Genomic DNA, 17529 nt, shown 5'->3' with positions numbered 1-17529 from the left:
TTAATCACACTACAACCCCTGCGGGGGTTTGAACACTTTAATTATAACAAAATAATAACAAAAAGTCAAACTTTGAGGAGTGATTCCAATGTAAAAAACATATGTAACATTACATAAATTTCATAATTTATGTAGTTTTTGATAATTTTGAAAGTTCCGAAAAGTCAATGAAATTAAGACTTTTATATTTTGAGATTACTCAAGTCTTTTATAAAAAACTCCTAAAGACATACTTTAAGAAAAATTATAAAAGCAAGTAAAATCAATACTTTTTCAAAAATCATAAAACTAAATTTTTTAAATAAATTATGAAATTTATTTAGATTTTTAGGAATATAAAATATCAAAAATTAATCAAATGATTAATCATATATTAAAAATTTTAAGGAGGAATAAAATGATTAAAGTATTTACAAAAGAAAAAATTTCAAAAGTAATTATAACACACTTATTTACTAGAGAAGAGATTAATCAGTATTTTGATGGAAATGTTTTTATAGACCATCCAGAACTTAATCCTCAAGACTATATTGTATTAGATGAAAATAATGATTTTACTCATCCTACATATGATGAAGAGCTTCAAGCTATAAGAGAGATGACATATGAAGAAACTAAATTATTAGAAGTTGAACCTCTTATAGATGGAGAATATATTGAAGATGGAAAACTTATTACAGTTGAATATGATGAGAAGTTAGGATATCTAAAAAAAGCTTGGAATAAAGAAATTCATGTATGGTATGAGGGAGCAACAGAAGATGAATTAAAAACTGAATATTTTAGATTGATAAATTTATATAAAGCTACTGTTTTTCCTGGTCCTTATAAATGGACTGATAAACTAGGAGAAGTTCATTACCAACACTCAAGACCAGATAAAGATGTAGGACTTCTTGAAACTACAATTTCCTATTTAGAAAGACATCCTGAAGATATTATGCTATGGCAATTTAGTGATGAAGATGAATATCCACTAACATTGGAAGAGGCTCATTCACTACAAGATGCTGGAGTTATATATACAGATGCCTTATTCGAGGTAGAAAGACAATTAAAAGCAGAGACTCCAAATGTTAAATTAACACTAGAAGAGTTCAAAGAGAAGTTTGACACTATTTATTCAACATATATAATGGAGAAAGCTAAAAAACACTCTGACTATATGAATAAAGTTAAATCATTAGAAAATACTATCGAAGTTCAAAAAGTAGAGATTGAAAAAAGAGATGTTCGTATAGTTGATTTAGAAAATCAAAATAAAGAAATGGAAACATTAAAAAAATCCTTAGAAGAAAAAGATAAAAAAATAGAAGAGATTTTACAAAAAATTGGAAGTTTAGAAAAACAAGATGAAATAAAAGCTACAAATGAAAATATTCAGCTATAGTTTATATCATCTAAGTTTTTTAAAGGGCCTTAAAAACGATTTTACGAGGTCGATTTTTTAGAATTATCAGATATAACTGATAGAAAAGGAGTTGATAACATGTATAAATTTAGTAAAACTAGTCTAAAACACTTAAATGAATGTGATGATAGATTAATATTAATAGCAAATAAGGCAATAGAAAGAATAGATTTCTCTATAATAGATGGAGCTAGAACAGAAGAGGAAGCAAAGGCAAATCAAGCTAAAGGAACTAGCTGGACAAACAGGTCTAAACATTGTAGAAAGCCTAAGAGTTATGCTTTTGATTTTATCCCATATCCTTTTAAAGATTGGAATGACTTAGAGGGATTTAAAAAAGTAGCTGATGTACTAAAAGAAGAGGCTGAAAAACTTGGTATTAAAGTTAGATGGGGTGGAGATTGGAATATGAATGGTAAATATGATGATGAGATAGAGAGAGGATCATATGATGGAGGACATTTTGAGTTAATGGAGGAGTAACAGTATGAACGGAATAGTCGCTTCAATAATAGCTTTTAGTAGTAAAATAGCTGATATTTTTAATAAAAAAGCAAAGAGTGGAGAGAAAGCTCAAGAGATTGAAGTAAAAAAAATAGATAATTTTTCAAAAGCAATGATGTGGATTGTTATTATAATTTTATTAATGTGTATGTTAGCTTCTTTATTCCCTCAACTTGCAATTACAGATTGGTGGTTTGAAAAGGCAGATATGGCACTAAAATATATTTTTACATTATAGGAGTGATTTTATGACTATTACAGAAATATTACAACTTGTTATTGATGTAGGAGATATTTTCATCAATAAAGTAGTATGGTTTATAGGCTCTATTATTTCTTTAATTTTTCTTATAACTGGTGGAGAAGATAAGATGATGAATTGTCTTATAATCCTAATGACTATTGATTATCTTACTGGAGTGGCTAAAGCTATTATAATAGAAAAAGTAAATAGTAAAGTTGGATTTAAAGGATTACTAAAAAAAATGGTTATGATAGGAGTAGTTGTCTTAGCTCATCAGATAGATTTACTATTTGAAGGAAAGTTTGCTGTTAAAAGTTTAACAATAGGAATATTATTAAGTAATGAGGGATTAAGTATCTTGGAAAATGCTTCCATTTGTGGAGTTCCTATTCCTGAAAAGTTAAAGAATATGTTAGAGCAGTATAAAGATAGTAAAAATAAAAAAATTGACTAATTAAAAAAAATATTGTATTATCTAGATAAAATATTATTGCTGTTGTGATGGATTTTTCGCCTTTGCTTTAGATAGCTTAATAAGTTATCTTGATTTCAATCAAACTAATGACTTTGAAGTTTGGCTAAATCAGGCAAACAATATACAATTTTACTTACTTAAAGTACTTGAAAAAAAACTTACAGAGGTGGTAGGTATGAAAATTAGTGTAATTGTAGGAGTTTTGGTGAAGCTGGTTCTTATGGAAGGGAATTTTCATCGAATTAAGAAGAGTCCATTAATTATAGATAAGAATACAAACACCAGCAGGGGAAAATTTCCCCTAACCTTCTACCAAATAAAAGTAAAGAGAGAATATAATTCTCAACTATTCTCTCTTGTCTTTCCACTAAATTATTAGTTTACTGTAACAGTTCTTCTAACATAATATTTAGGTTTAGATCCATCATCGAAATAATTTTACAGGTTTTCTTAATAATTTTTAATCAAGATTTTCAAATCTTTAAAATAAAATATAATAAATTAAAATAGAAAAAGTTCTTATTTTTTTAAAAAAAAATACTTGTCCCAATATATTGATTTTTGTCCCAGAGTGTGATATAATATTAATATAATGAGGAGGAATATACTATGAAAAAGGGAAATATTTTGAATTTGATTAAATATCATTCAGAAAAGAATGAAGAAGGATTTAGAAATGAAGCATATGAAATTGCTAATTATTTTGATAAGATTGGAGACTTTCAGTTAGCACAATATATAATGACACTACTATCTGATGCTAATACTTTTGTTCCACAAGAAAAGGAAAAAGAATTTACTTATTTAAAAAAAATAAATCAAAACTTAGAGTCATTACCACTTCCAGATATTATTAAAGATGATATATTAGGAATAGTTAATGCAGTAGGGCATAATATTGGAATTAATAAATTTTTATTTGTTGGAGCTCCTGGAACTGGAAAAACAGAAACCGCAAAACAAGTCGCAAGAATTTTAGATAGAGATATTTTTACTGTTCATTTTGATATGATTATAGACAGTAAATTAGGACAAACTTCAAAGAATATATCACTACTGTTTGAAGAAATAAATAGTTTTATCCATCCAGAAAAAGCTGTAATACTATTTGATGAAATAGATGCCATTGCGATAGATAGAATTAACTCAAATGATTTAAGAGAGATGGGAAGAGCAACCTCTTCTGTATTAAAAGGATTAGATATTTTAAATGATAAGATAGTACTAATAGCAACTACAAATTTATACAATGCATTTGATAAAGCATTAGTTAGAAGATTTGATAGTGTAATAGATTTTAATAGATATACAAGAGAAGATTTGATAGATATTGCTGAAATTATTATAAATAAATTATTAAATAAATTTAAAAATTTAAAGAAAAATACTAGATTATTCAAAAAAATAATAAATCAAATGGAGACAATTCCTTATCCTGGAGAATTAAAAAATTTATTAAAAACTTCAATTGCTTTTAGTAATCCAAAAGAAGAATATGATTATTTGAAAAGATTATTAAATAATATAAAGCCTAATCTAATAACTAATCTAAAACAACTTCAAGAAAAAGGATTTACTGTTAGAGAAATAGAAATTTTAACTGGTATTTCTAAAAGTCAAGTATCTAGAGAATTAAAGGAGTCAGATAATGAATAATATTTTACAATTAAAAGGATTATTTGAACAAAAAAGTCGACAACCACTTCCAATAATACCAAGCTTACCAAAAGGAGGCAAAGTAGAAGTTGGACATTTAAAAAAATTAAAAGATAATTTATTAAAATTAAAAAAATTTTGGTTTAATGAAGAATTAATACCAGGAGCTTTAATAGGAGTATGTTATAAAGATGTAATAGCTAAATCTAGAAGGATTTCAGGAACTTTTTCTAAAGGAAAAAAAATTACATCAAATAGTTCCATTGTAGGAGCTTGTTTTACAAGTTCTGGAAAAATCAAGCATATTATTACACATTATGTTAGTATAGAACTATTAAATTATACTATTTCAAATTATGAAAATGTTATTGAAATATTAGAAAAATATTTTGAAGGAGTAATGACTTCAGAAACTTTAAAAGAATATACATCGAATAAAAAAGAATTTTTATTTAAAGATAAGATAGGAAAAGATAGTTTTTTTAAAATTATAATTGATGCATATTATGTTGAAGATTTCATATTAAATAATAAAGTCGAAAAATTTGAAAATGATGCAATAGTATCTCTATATGAAACTGATATAGAAACGTTAGACCTATTAAAAAAAATAGGAATAAATATATTTTCTAATAAATTGATAGATAAAACAACAATTTTACTAACACCAGAGGAAATAGAAATTCTATATAAAAAAGCACCATATTTAGTAGCTATGGCAGTAACTGATATAAATGAATACGATAAATTTAATTATGATAATATAGAATATAAAAAATCAATAACTCCTATGATACCAAGTCCTAAAAATGAGCCAACTATTGGAGTTATAGATACATTATTTGATGAAAAGGTTTATTTTTCTGAATGGGTAGAATACCATGATATGATAGCAAAAGAAATAAAAAAGGACAAAATAGATTATGAACATGGAACATCTGTAACTTCAATAATAGTTGATGGTCCTACTCTTAATCCTGACTTAGATGATGGATGTGGAAGATTTAAAGTTCGTCACTTTGGAGTAGCTTTACATTCAAAAACAAGTTCTTTTGTAATATTAAAACAAATAGAAGAAATAATAAAATCAAATAGAGATATAAAAGTATGGAATTTATCTTTAGGTTCGAAATTTCAAATTAATGATAATTTTGTTTCTCCTGAAGCAGCTATAATAGATAAAATACAATATGAAAATGATGTAATATTTATTATAGCAGGAACAAATAAAGTTGAATCAGAAATAGAAAAAATAGGAGCTCCAGCAGATTCTATTAATTCTCTTGTAGTGAATTCAATAAATTCCAAAAAAGAAAAAGCAAGTTATTCAAGAAAAGGTCCAGTTTTATCTTTTTTTACAAAGCCTGATATTAGTTATTATGGTGGAGATATAGAGAAAAAAATAAAAGTATATACTGGAAATAAAGAAAAATTAGTAATGGGAACATCATATGCAGCTCCATGGATTGCAAGAAAAATGGCCTATTTAATAAATATACTAGGACTCAGTAGAGAAGTAGCAAAAGCTTTAATAATAAATTCTGCCACAACTTGGGAAGAAAATAAAATAGAAAATTCCTTTTTTATAGGACATGGTATAGTTCCTATTAAAATAGAGGATATTTTAAAAACTAAAAATGATGAAATTACTTTTATTTTAACAGGAACTTCTGAAAGATATGATACTTATACGTATAATTTACCAATTCCTGTAGTAAAAGATAAACATCCTTTTATAGCAAAAGCGACATTATGTTATTTCCCTGCATGTAAACGAAATCAAGGTGTAGATTATACAACTACAGAATTAGATATTTCTTTTGGAAGAATTAAAGAAAACTCTATTGAGACTATTAATAATAATTTTCAAACATTAGAAGGAAATCATATGTATGAAGGTAATGCAAGAATATTTTTTAGAAAATGGGATAATGTTAAACACATTAGAGAAGTTTATAAAAAAGGAACTAGATCTAAAAAAGCTTATGATAAAGGTTTATGGGGAATAAGTTTAAAAACTAAAGAAAGATTAGATGAAAAACATGGTAGAGGAATTAAATTTGGAATAGTAGTTACACTTAAAGAAATCGATGGTGTAAATAGAATAGAAGAGTTTATAAGAAATTGTTTTTTAAGAGGATGGTTAGTAAATAAATTAGATGTAGTTAATCAAGTTGAAATATATAATAAAGCTGAAGAAATAATAAGTTTTGATGATTAAGTATAAAAAACTTTTATATATTATAATATATAAAATAAAAAGGAGATTAAAACTCCTTCTTAAAAATTCCAGCTTAAAGCTGTTTATGTTATAGATTGGTTTAACAAATAAATTGGCACTTTATTTGTTAGTTGCAATAAATCCTGGCAAGATTTATTTTTTAGCATAAAAGGATTAATTATTAAAAATCGATAATTAATTCTTTGAGAATTTATGCTACTATAACTATCTAAGTTAAAATTATTTTAGCATAATATTTCTCTAAAGTCAAAAGATTTAAAAAGAAGGAGGATATTATGATAAACAATATTAAATATCAAAATATGGAAAAACGCTTAACTGGGATGTCAGTTGAACAATTAAAAGTATTTTTAAAAAGTTTTAGTTCAAGATTAAAAGATGTAAATTTACATTGTAGAGATTTAGTCGACACGACAACAAATATAGCATATATAACTTCAGTTGAAGGATCAGGACTAACTGTAACTAATACTTCTAACCGTAATATGTCTGAAGATGTTTATTTAAAAGCTATGTCAATTCTTGGATATGCTCAAAATAATCCAAATAGTAATTACAGTGAAGATGAACTTTTATTTACCAAAGGATATATTGCATTATATCATAAAGTAGAAGCACAAAAAATACACTAGTTTTAATTAAGGGGTATAGAGTATATTTCTATACCTCTTTTTATCTTTATTATTTTATTGTTTTATTTTTTATTACTCTGAAACGGTTAATGGAGGTACTATTTACAATCTAAAGTATATAATTTGATATTTTCCATTTTTTTTAAGATTTGATAAAAAATAAATTTAAAGTTTTAATATTCCTCTCTGCTCCAATTTATGATATAATTAGTATAAGATAAAGGAGTGGTTATGGAAAAGAAATTGGAAACAAGAGAAGATAGAGTAAAAAACAAGTGGGTAGGAACTCACGTATCTACTACAGGTGGAGTATTTAACGCACCAATCAATGCCAATAAGATAGGTGCTAAAGCTTTTGCACTATTTACGAAAAATCAAAGAAGATGGGAAGCAAAACCATTAACAGATGAAGATATAATGGAATTTAAAAATAATCTTCAAAAATATGGTTACTCTCCAGATCACATATTACCTCATGATAGTTATCTTATCAATCTAGGAGCTGAAGATATGGAGAAAAGAGAAAAATCTCTAAATGCTTTTATAGATGAGATAAGAAGATGTGAACAACTAGGACTTAAATATCTCAATACACATCCTGGTAGTCATCTCAATGAGATAAGTGAAGAGAAATGTATAGAAAATATTGCTGATTCTATAAATAAAGCTTTAGCTGTTACAAAAGATGTAATGGTAGTATTGGAAAATACAGCTGGGCAAGGTTCTAATATGGGATATGACTTTGCTCATATAGGAAAAATTATAGAGAAAATAGAAGATAAAAGCAGGATAGGAGTTTGTTTAGATACTTGTCATACTCTAGCTGGTGGATATGAATTAAAAGATGAAGCTGGATATAATAAAACAATGGAAGAATTTGAAAAACATATAGGTTTTAAATATCTAAAAGGAATACATCTAAATGATGCTAAATTTGATACTGGAAGCAAAAAAGATAGACATGATAGTATAGGAAAAGGAGTTCTAGGAGAGGAATTTTTTATTAGATTTATGAACGATAGCAGATTTGATAATATGCCAATTATTCTAGAAACTATTGATGATAGTATCTGGAAAGAGGAAATAGAGTATTTATACAGTCTAATTAAGTAAAAAATTAATAAAATATATTATATTTGGTGGAAAGTTAAACTTGAATTAAAGGAGTTTTAATCATGAAAAAAATACTTATTTGTTATTTAATTTTCACTAGTCATATTTTGATAGCACATCCACACATTTTTTTTGAAAATAGTTTTAAATTAGAAAATTCTTCTAAAAATACTATTAATTTAAAATTAGAGTTAATTCTTGATGATTTAAATAGTGAATTAGCTAAAGAAAGCAGTGATAATTCACATTTTTATAATGATATTTCACAAGACTTAAAATTTTATTATAATGGAAAAATATTACAAAATAATATTATATCAAAGAATACGAGATATAAAGATAATAATTTAATTATTGATCTAGAATTTAGTTATATTTCTCCTTTAAAAAAAGGAGATAAAATTCAGTTAACTATTTATGATAAAGAGTATTTTTATGATTATGATTATGACAAAGATTCTTTAAAAATAGATTTTTCTCATAATAATTTTAAACTAACTTTTAAAGAAGATAAAACTCAGCCATATTATTATAATATGGTATATCCTAAAGTTTATGAGGTAGATATTGATGAAAAATAAAATATTCCAATTATCAATATTTATACTTTTAATTTTAGCTTATATTTACCATCGAGAACTATTTATTACTCAACAAAAATTAACATTATTACTTATGAAGAATATTACATATGCTTTAAAAAATAAAAAAGTTATATATTATATATTTTTTATTTTTTTATATGGTATGCTTCATTCTCTTGCACCTGGACATGGAAAATCTTATATTTTAAATTTAAGCTTAAAATATAGTTTATTAAAACTTTTAATAATATCTGCTCTAATAGCTTATGGACAAGGATTAGTTAGTTATTTTGTAGCTACTTTTTTTATTAAATCAATATCTCAACTTCAAAATATAGATTTAATAAGTAAAAATATTTATAGTATTACTTTAATTTTATTAGCTAGCTTCAATTTAATAAATGAATTTAAAAATAAACATATTGAAAATTCAAAGTTTATATTTGGATTATTTTTTCCTTGTTCTGGGATATTAAGTGTACTTTTATTAGGAAATATGCTAAATAAAAATATACCTTTTGGATATTTAATTCTAGCTATGTCTAGTGGAATATTTTTAACATTAAGTATTTTTTCTTTTATTATAAAAAATATTACATTTTCTTTTAAGTTGAAAAAAAATAAAAATTACATAAAATATTCAAATCTCAGTTTAAACTTAATAATTTTATTATTAGGAATATATATGTTATTTAAATAGGAGGACTTACTATGGATTTTTTAACAAGAAGAAGTATCAGAAAATATCAAGACAGAGAATTAGAAAAAGAAGTTATTGAAGAACTTATGAAAACAGCTGTTGTATCTCCAAGTGGAAAAAATGGAAGACCATACGAGTTTATAGTTGTTACTGATAAGGAAAAAATAAAAAAATTAGCTCATTCTAAAGAAAGTGGAGCTCAATTTGCTGAAAATGCTCCTCTTATGATATTGACAGTGTGGCATGAATATCCAACAGGAGAAGATGATGCTTGTATAGCTAGTACAATTATTCAACTAAAAGCTCATGAGTTAGGGCTTGGGTCTTGTTGGTTACAAACTAAAGGAAAATTTGATGCTAATGGAAAACCTTGTCATGATAATATCAGAGAGATTTTAGAAATACCAGAAGATATCTATATTAGTAATTTAATATCATTAGGCTACCCAGCAGAAGAAAGACCTGCTTATACAGAAAAAGATATGGATATGAGTAAAGTACACTACAATAAATGGTAAAAAATAAATTTTTAAAAATCTAAAAGTGATAAAAATTGAAAAATAAAGAGAGCAGGTGAGTTAAGCTATACTTGCTCTTTATTTTTAACTTTAATTATTTGTTTTTTCATAATCCTCTTAGTTGGTAACATATGTTACTGAAATATATCTATAATTATGATATTATTTATTTAGATAAAAAGTTAAATTTGGAGGTAAACAATAATGAGTAATATCATAAAAAATATAGAGGATTCAAAATCTTTAACTTTAAAATCTCAAATAGATTATAAAGAAAATTCTGTAGAACAACTTATATTAGCAAAAAATCAAGGAGTTACAATGATTTTATTTGCTTTTGATAAAGGAAAAGAGATTTCTACTCATACAGCTCCTGGAGATGTATTTGTTACTTGCTTAGAAGGAAATGGAAAAATTATTTTAAATGGAATGGAACATAATCTTAAAGAGGGAGATTATATTCTAATGCCAGCTAAAGAACCTCATTCTGTATATGCTTTAGATAAATTTAAAATGTTACTTACAATAGTAATGTAATAAATTAACAAAAAAGAATTTAAAGAGGCTACTCCAAGTGATAGAATAGAGATTAAGTCTTAAACTTTAATTTCTGAGTTTTAAAATTTTAGAGTTTAAATTTTAGAATGAAGAGTTAAAATTTCAGATTATATTAAAACTAGGATAGAGTGTCATAAAGATAAGTTTGTTCTTTGAAGAGCCACCTAGCTAATATACTATCCAGTATTATAATAAAACCTCAAGAAATTAATCTTGAGGTTTTTATATTATAAATTATTTACTAATTTTTTTAAAGCTTTAGCTATACTCTTATCTTCTTCTACTTTTTTTATTTTGTTAAGTAACCAGTTTAATTCCTTTTCATCAATAGAAAGAGAAGACCTAATATAATTTTCCAACATCTCTATCTCTTGAGGTAAAAGAGCCTTTCTTGTAGATTGGTTAATCTCTCCTACCGTTCCCTTTCCCTCTAAAAAAGCTATCACTTTATTCCAGTTACTGTATAAATCAGTTTTTCTAAGCAACATTATAGACTTATAATCTAATTCTGGTATCTCTGAATATCCCTTTCTTTTTAAATAAAGTTTTATCTCATCATCTTTTTGAGTGGCAATAAGTATCTCTCCAGCTTTTTTAGAATTCATTATTTTAGGAAGCTTACTATCCTTTCCTTTTGTTCTAAGATATTTAGATAGAGGTATCAGTTGTACCACCTTAAAAAACTCTATAAAAAATTCATTGTTACTATATCCCTCTGGAATTATACTATCTTCTATTAATTCTATCATCTCATCTATCTTTTTAAAATCTAACATATTTTGCTCCTTTTATTGTTGATATCTAATTATAACATTTACTTCTATAAAAGTAAATTTGAAACTTCTTTTAATATATGGTAATATTTAAGTAAGAATAATTTTTGGAGGATAAAATGAGATTAGATAAATTTTTAACAGAGTGTGGATTGGGAAGTAGAAGAGAGGTAAAAAAACTTTTAGACAATGGAAAAATAAGAGTAAATGATATTATAGTAAAAAATCCACAGGCTAATATAAAAGAGAGTATAGATAAAATAGAGTATGATGGGAATAAATTAGAATATAAAGAGTTTAGATATTATATAATGAATAAAAAAGGTGGATATATTACTGCCACTGAAGACCCTAAAGAAAAAACTGTAATGGAGTTACTTCCAGAATGGGTAATAAAAAAAGATTTAGCCCCAGTAGGTAGACTAGATAAAGATACTGAAGGGTTGCTACTATTTACTAATGATGGTAAATTAGGACATTCTTTACTATCTCCAAAAAAGCACGTAGATAAAACTTACTATGCTAAATTAGAAAAAGAGATAGGAGAAGTGGAGATTAAAAAATTAGAAGAGGGAGTAGATATAGGAGGATATATTACTCAACCAGCAAAAGCAAAGATTGTTGGAGAAAAGGAGATAGAGCTTACAATTAGAGAGGGAAAATTTCATCAAGTAAAAAAAATGTTAGAAGCTGTAAACAATAAAGTAGTCTATCTTAAAAGAGTAACTTTTGGAAAATTAGAATTAAAAGATATGGAGTTAGGAGAGGTAAGAGAGATTAATTTAGAAGATATTATTTAAATTTTCTTATTGCTCAAAAAATTAAAATTTTTTGCAATTTTCAGTCATAGTTTTAGTCGAAAAGTTTTTTATTCCTTCTTAAAACTATGTATTTTATAAAAAATATCTTAGGACTTTTTAGGAGAAAAAAATATGGATATCATAAAAAGAGAGGAAACCAGATTAGATACTCCTCGTAGAAAAAAAAGAGAGAAAGAAAATAGAAAGAGTATTTTTGAAACCTATCGTTCTCAAAAAACTATAAAGGATTATCTTTTCTATCTCAAAGATTTTTTACAATATATATACGAGGGAGAAAATATTAGAGCAGATGAGCTTATTGATTTAATGAAAGATATAGAGAAGCAAGATGTAGAAGATTATCTCTCTCATCTTATAGAAGATAGAAAGATGAAAAAAACTTCTGTAAATAAAGTTATTTCTGCTTTAAAATCTCTATATAAGGAGATGGAAAAAAATGGATATCCTAATCCATTTAAATATGTAGAGCTATTTAAAGTGTCTAGAAATATTGATAATGTATTAAAACTTTCTGCTGAAGATATAAAAAAAATTATAGGACAATATACTATCAAAGGGGAAAAAGAGTATAGAAACATAACTATACTATATACTCTTTTTTATACTGGTATGAGAAGTTCTGAATTAATAAATTTAAAATTTAAACATCTACTCAATAGAGAGGGGAATTATTTTATAAAATTAGAAGAAACAAAAAGTGGTAAGGAGCAGTACAAATCTATATATCCAACATTAGTAGAAAAACTATTGGAGTATAAAAAATATAAACAGATGTTTTTTTCTATCTCTGATGAAAATATAGAGGAGCAATACATATTTAATAGCTCTATTGAAAAAAATACAAAACTATCATATAGAACTCTTTATGATATAATACAAAATTTCGGAAAAATTATAGGGAAAGATATTAGCCCACATAATATACGTCATGCTGTGGCAACAGAGCTTTCATTGAATGGAGCAGATATTTTAGAGATAAGAGATTTTCTTGGACATTCTGATACAAGAGTTACAGAGATATATATCAACGCTAAATCTGTGTTGGAAAAGAGAGTTTTAGAAAAACTCCCTGACTTAGAAAAATTATAATAAATAAGTCAGATAAATTTAATTATAAAATGTAATAAAATATTTAGAGTTTTATTGTATTTTTCCTTTATCTGTAAATTTATATTAACCTTTGTTTTAAAAATATAAAATTATAAAAATTAAAATAATATAAAAGTAATTTTAAATTAAATAATTATTTAACAATTAATCAAACCACATATAATTAACATTATATGTGGTTTGATTATTTTAAATAATGAAATAAAAGTTATTTTAAATAATTTTTAACAAAGTTATGGAATATCTTCATACTTTCAGAATAATGAGTATCTTTATTTTTTATTAGAAAAACATCTAAATCTATCGAAGGTACAATTGGAAGAAAATCCAAACCATCTTTTTTAAATATATTCAAACTTTTAAATGGAATGAGCGCTACTGCATCTTCTATCTTTATATAATCTACTAAACTCTCTATTCTCCCTGTTCTAACAATATTTAAGTCCACTCCTATCTTTTGAGATAATAACATTATTTTTTTATATACAGTTGTATAATTATTCATTGTTAATATTTTTTCTTTTTTTAATTGACTGAAGTTTATAAACTTATCTTGAGTTAAAATATGAGATGATGAATACACAGCCACTATCTCATCTTTAGCTATTGTTTCACATTTTATTAAATTTTTTTCAAATAAATCTCTAGAAATTACAAAATCATATTTTTTATTTAGAATATTTTCTTTCAATAAATTCTCTTCTTGTTCATCAATAATTAATTCTATATCTGGATATATACTTTTAAAATTCTGAAATAATAAATTTAAATTATATTGGCTTAAAATAGGAAGTACTCCTATAGATAATATATTTTTCTTTTTATATGGTTTTATATTTTCTAAAAGTTTTTCATATTCTAATAATAATTTTTTTGCTTCTAAGTAAAAAAATTCTCCACCTTCTGTTAATTTAGCTTTTCTTCCACTTCTATCTAATAATGATACTTCTAATTCTTCTTCAAGTTTTTTTATCTGTTTAGAAAGTGAGGACTGAGAAATATACAGTTTTTCTGCTACTTCTAAAAAGTTTTCTCCCTCAACTAATGTAACAAAATATTTTAATTGTTCAAACGTCATTTTTTCTCCCTTCTATATATTCCTTTTTGGAATATATTATAGCATATTAAGAATTGATTTTCTAATCTATTTTATCTATAATATATATATCAAGAATAAAAGGTGATAAAATGGTAAAAATAAGAGATTTGAGAAGTGCTCTCGAGATTTTAAAAAATAATTCAGAAGAGTTAATAGAAACAAAAGATATTACTAAAAGAGCTCGCATATTCTGGAAAAACTTGGTCTAATACAGCAATTGTTTTTCGCTTTAAATCACTGACAGAAGAGATAAGATAACTTCTAAAGCGAGTAAGATTTCTTAAAGATAAGTAGTCTTCATTAGAAAGACTAGTTTCAAGAAAATCTCCATATCTTAGGAGGTCAGCAATTAGGATAGAATCAATGATATCAGTTTTTCTTTTACGAATTTCGATACCGTTACGCCAACCATCAGTCTGAATAGGATTGATAACATGGACAGAAAGGTTTTTTTCAACGAGAAAAGAATAAATAGAAAGCCAGTAATGTCCAGTAGCTTCCATACCGATTTCTAAAGATTGAATAAAGGGAGATAATTTTTCAAGAAGCGAGTTGGCTCCATCAATAGAATTTGAAAAAGAAAAAGCTTTAAAAATAACCTTTTTCTTATCATCAATAAGAGAAGCGACATGAGTATTTTTACCAATGTCAATACCTAAATAAAACATAAAATCACCTCAAGGAATAAATCAAAGATAAAGACCTCTTATCTGAGAAACGTTACTACCTTGTGAAAAATACGAAGTACCAGAAACTGGTCAACATCTAACTCATTCGTAAACAGTTAAACAGAAAGAGGCACCACTCTTTCAAGTACGAGATTAAATCTCAAGGAGGAAACGGTGTCACTCTATCTAATTAAATATATTATACACCAAGTGTATAAAGATTAAAAAGGATTATAGGTTGCCTTTATTAACTTAAATACATTATACAAGGAGAAAATAATGAATAAATTAATAATAGGAGCATTACTTATGACAATATTTTTTAATTCTTTATCTGACAATATAATTCCACCAAAAAATTTAGATTATGTATCATTTCCTAAAAGTGAAAAGAAAAGTAAGGGAATGAAAGTAATCAAAGCGAAAGAAGATATAAAATCTATTAGCTTAGAAAATGTAGTATATACCATAAAGGATAATACCCCTTTACATCTTAATATTCTCTACCCTAGTTTTGAACCAAGTGAAAAAAACAAAGAGAAATACCCTCTTATAATATATATTCAAGGTTCAGCCTGGAGAAAACAAAATCTAGGAATGGGAGTTGGACAATTATCAAGAATGGCAGAAAAAGGTTATATTATAGCAATTGTAGAATACCGTTCATCAGACATAGCTATATTTCCAGCCCAAATTAAAGATACTAAAACGGCTATTCGTTATATGCTAAAAAACTCTGAAAAATATGGAGTAGATAAAGATAAAGTTGTTGTATGGGGGGATTCTTCGGGAGGACATACTGCTGCAATGGTAGGAGCAACTTTAAATGAAAAGGAATATAATGATGAAGATAGTCAATTAGATATTAAAGCTATTATAGATTTTTATGGACCAACTGATATTTCAAAAATGAATTTCGAACCTTCAATTCAGGACCATATCTCTCCTAGCTCTCCCGAAGGAGAACTTATTGGTAAAGTAAATGTATTAGAAAATCTAGAAAAAGTTTATCCCACTGTAGTAATGAATCACATATCTAAAGAAAAATATCTTCCGCCATTTCTTATTATTCATGGAAATAAAGACCGTCTAGTTCCTTTTGGTCAAAGTGTATTACTTTACGATAAATTAAAAGAAGAAAACAAAATTGTAGAATTTTATCAATTAGATGGAGCTGACCATGGTGGAGCACCTTTTTGGCAAGAGGATATATTAGATATAGTAGATAAATTTATAAAAGAAAACTTAAAATAGGGAGCCTTTGCTCCCTTATTTTAATATTCTATTCCCTTAGCAATTACCTTCTTCAAATTCAAATGTTTATCTAGGAAAACTATATCAGCAAAATAATCCGGTTGAAGTTTTCCATATCTATTATCTATCTTTACAGCTTTAGCTGGATATAAAGTAGCCATTCTTATAGCTTCTTCCAATGTAATATCACAATGTTTTACTAAGTTTTTTACTCCCATATCCATAGTTAATGCAGAACCACCAAGTGTTCCATCCTCTCCAAAACATTTTCCATCTTTATAATATACCTTATTTCCTTCAAAATAGAAGTATTCCATATCAGTTCCAACTGGAGAAACAGCATCTGTCACTAAAAATAATCTCTCTCCCATAATTTTTATAGCTGACTTTATAGCTGAGTAATGACAATGGAAACCATCAACTATTATACCGGCACAGATATCACTATCAAATATAGTTCCCACTGCTCCTGGATTTCTATGGTTAAACGATGACATTCCATTATATAGATGCGTAGCTAAAGTTACTCCATACCCCTCTTTTTCTTTTAACTCCTCATAAGTCCCATTAGTATGTCCTAAAGCTACATTGATTCCAGCTTTATAAAGTTTTGAAATTACTTTTTTATCAGTTTTTTCTGGAGCTAAAGTAATTATCCTTACATTTTCCTTTCCAGCTTCTATTATTCTATCTATAATCTTATCTTCAGCTGCTCTTATAAATTTTGGATTATGTATTCCTTTCTTTTCTACATTGATATATGGTCCCTCTATATGTAAACCTATTACTCCATATTTTTCTTTATCTATATTTTCCACTAGAGATATAGCTTTTAATATATTTTCATCACTTGTAGTAATAAGAGTAGGAGTAAATGATGTACAACCAAATTTTAAATTTGTTTTATACATAATCTCTAATGTTTTCTCACTAATATCATCATTAAACAGTACTCCACCACAACCATTCAGTTGTAAATCTATAAATCCAGGAGTAACATAGCACCCCTTAGCATCTATAACTTCAATATTTCCGTACTCTTTCTCTAATTCACTTGCATCTAATATATCTACTATTTTTTCATTTTCAAATACTAATACTCTATCTTTATAGAATCTATTTCCTATAAACAACTCTCCATTTACTATCGCTTTTTTCATCTTACCT

19 protein-coding genes are annotated in these 17529 nt (G+C 25.9%); 15 read left to right on the top strand and 4 right to left on the bottom strand.

Annotated elements, in window-relative coordinates; translation table 11 throughout:
* The first annotated feature begins 397 nt into the window (after positions 1-397).
* The 12 genes from FMAG_RS13295 (at position 398) to FMAG_RS06680 (ending at position 10616) form a co-directional block, all read left to right on the top strand.
* Positions 398-1390: a hypothetical protein gene (locus tag FMAG_RS13295; protein ID WP_005885326.1), complete on the top strand. Its 993-nt coding sequence runs from the start codon at positions 398-400 to the stop codon at positions 1388-1390.
* A 99-nt stretch (positions 1391-1489) separates the two neighbouring features.
* The gene (locus tag FMAG_RS06735) at positions 1490-1894 is read left to right on the top strand and encodes a M15 family metallopeptidase domain-containing protein (RefSeq protein ID WP_005885324.1); all 405 of its coding nucleotides are present in this window, start codon (positions 1490-1492) and stop codon (positions 1892-1894) included.
* 4 nt (positions 1895-1898) lie between these two features.
* Positions 1899-2153 carry a hypothetical protein gene (locus FMAG_RS06730; protein ID WP_005885322.1) on the top strand — a complete coding sequence of 85 codons (255 nt, stop codon included), beginning with the start codon at positions 1899-1901 and terminating at the stop codon, positions 2151-2153.
* Between the two features lie 10 nt (positions 2154-2163).
* Positions 2164-2613, top strand: a complete 450-nt coding sequence (locus tag FMAG_RS06725; protein WP_005885321.1) for a phage holin family protein — start codon at positions 2164-2166, stop codon at positions 2611-2613.
* 630 nt (positions 2614-3243) lie between these two features.
* Positions 3244-4290 carry an ATP-binding protein gene (locus FMAG_RS06715; protein WP_005885320.1) on the top strand — a complete coding sequence of 349 codons (1047 nt, stop codon included), beginning with the start codon at positions 3244-3246 and terminating at the stop codon, positions 4288-4290.
* Positions 4283-6511: a S8 family peptidase gene (locus FMAG_RS06710; protein ID WP_005885319.1), complete on the top strand. Its 2229-nt coding sequence runs from the start codon at positions 4283-4285 to the stop codon at positions 6509-6511. Before FMAG_RS06715 ends, FMAG_RS06710 begins: the two co-directional genes overlap by 8 nt.
* A gap of 296 nt (positions 6512-6807) precedes the next feature.
* Positions 6808-7164, top strand: coding sequence for a hypothetical protein (locus FMAG_RS06705; RefSeq protein WP_005885318.1), 357 nt, complete (start codon positions 6808-6810; stop codon positions 7162-7164).
* 231 nt (positions 7165-7395) lie between these two features.
* Complete coding sequence (gene nfo, locus FMAG_RS06700) at positions 7396-8277, top strand: deoxyribonuclease IV (RefSeq protein ID WP_005885317.1); 882 nt, start codon at positions 7396-7398, stop codon at positions 8275-8277.
* A 62-nt stretch (positions 8278-8339) separates the two neighbouring features.
* Positions 8340-8858 carry a hypothetical protein gene (locus FMAG_RS06695; RefSeq protein WP_005885315.1) on the top strand — a complete coding sequence of 173 codons (519 nt, stop codon included), beginning with the start codon at positions 8340-8342 and terminating at the stop codon, positions 8856-8858.
* On the top strand, positions 8848-9561 hold the full coding sequence (locus tag FMAG_RS06690; protein WP_005885313.1) for a hypothetical protein: 714 nt from the start codon (positions 8848-8850) through the stop codon (positions 9559-9561). The genes FMAG_RS06695 and FMAG_RS06690 overlap by 11 nt, the downstream gene beginning before the upstream one ends.
* An 11-nt stretch (positions 9562-9572) precedes the next feature.
* Positions 9573-10079: a nitroreductase family protein gene (locus tag FMAG_RS06685; protein ID WP_005885311.1), complete on the top strand. Its 507-nt coding sequence runs from the start codon at positions 9573-9575 to the stop codon at positions 10077-10079.
* A 204-nt stretch (positions 10080-10283) separates the two neighbouring features.
* Positions 10284-10616 carry a cupin domain-containing protein gene (locus tag FMAG_RS06680; protein WP_005885309.1) on the top strand — a complete coding sequence of 111 codons (333 nt, stop codon included), beginning with the start codon at positions 10284-10286 and terminating at the stop codon, positions 10614-10616.
* Between the two features lie 248 nt (positions 10617-10864).
* On the opposite strand, the gene FMAG_RS06675 is transcribed toward FMAG_RS06680, so the two are convergent.
* Positions 10865-11413 (bottom strand): hypothetical protein, encoded by a 549-nt coding sequence (locus FMAG_RS06675; protein WP_005885307.1) that lies wholly within the window; start codon positions 11411-11413, stop codon positions 10865-10867.
* Positions 11414-11529: 116 nt separating this feature from the next.
* Here FMAG_RS06675 and FMAG_RS06670 point away from each other — a divergent pair, with 116 nt between their 5' ends.
* Both FMAG_RS06670 and FMAG_RS06665 read left to right on the top strand, forming a co-directional pair.
* Positions 11530-12210, top strand: a complete 681-nt coding sequence (locus FMAG_RS06670; protein ID WP_005885305.1) for a pseudouridine synthase — start codon at positions 11530-11532, stop codon at positions 12208-12210.
* Positions 12211-12342: 132 nt separating this feature from the next.
* A complete protein-coding gene (locus FMAG_RS06665) occupies positions 12343-13320 on the top strand; it encodes a tyrosine-type recombinase/integrase (RefSeq protein WP_005885303.1) in 978 nt (325 codons plus the stop codon).
* 229 nt (positions 13321-13549) lie between these two features.
* On the opposite strand, the gene FMAG_RS06660 is transcribed toward FMAG_RS06665, so the two are convergent.
* Positions 13550-14419 carry a LysR family transcriptional regulator gene (locus FMAG_RS06660; protein WP_005885301.1) on the bottom strand — a complete coding sequence of 290 codons (870 nt, stop codon included), beginning with the start codon at positions 14417-14419 and terminating at the stop codon, positions 13550-13552.
* A 170-nt stretch (positions 14420-14589) separates the two neighbouring features.
* Positions 14590-15108: an IS110 family transposase gene (locus tag FMAG_RS06655; protein WP_005885299.1), complete on the bottom strand. Its 519-nt coding sequence runs from the start codon at positions 15106-15108 to the stop codon at positions 14590-14592.
* A 279-nt stretch (positions 15109-15387) separates the two neighbouring features.
* On the opposite strand from FMAG_RS06655, the gene FMAG_RS06650 reads away from it, so the two are divergent.
* Positions 15388-16362 carry an alpha/beta hydrolase gene (locus FMAG_RS06650; protein ID WP_005885297.1) on the top strand — a complete coding sequence of 325 codons (975 nt, stop codon included), beginning with the start codon at positions 15388-15390 and terminating at the stop codon, positions 16360-16362.
* Between the two features lie 20 nt (positions 16363-16382).
* Here FMAG_RS06650 and nagA read toward each other — a convergent pair whose 3' ends face one another.
* Positions 16383-17522 carry an N-acetylglucosamine-6-phosphate deacetylase gene (nagA, locus tag FMAG_RS06645; protein WP_005885296.1) on the bottom strand — a complete coding sequence of 380 codons (1140 nt, stop codon included), beginning with the start codon at positions 17520-17522 and terminating at the stop codon, positions 16383-16385.
* Between the last annotated feature and the right edge of the window lie 7 nt (positions 17523-17529).

The organism is Fusobacterium mortiferum ATCC 9817, from assembly GCF_000158195.2.
GTDB lineage: Bacteria > Fusobacteriota > Fusobacteriia > Fusobacteriales > Fusobacteriaceae > Fusobacterium_A > Fusobacterium_A mortiferum.
The sequence above is the reverse complement of the archived record's forward strand: the minus strand, read 5'-3'. Positions and strand labels throughout refer to the sequence as shown.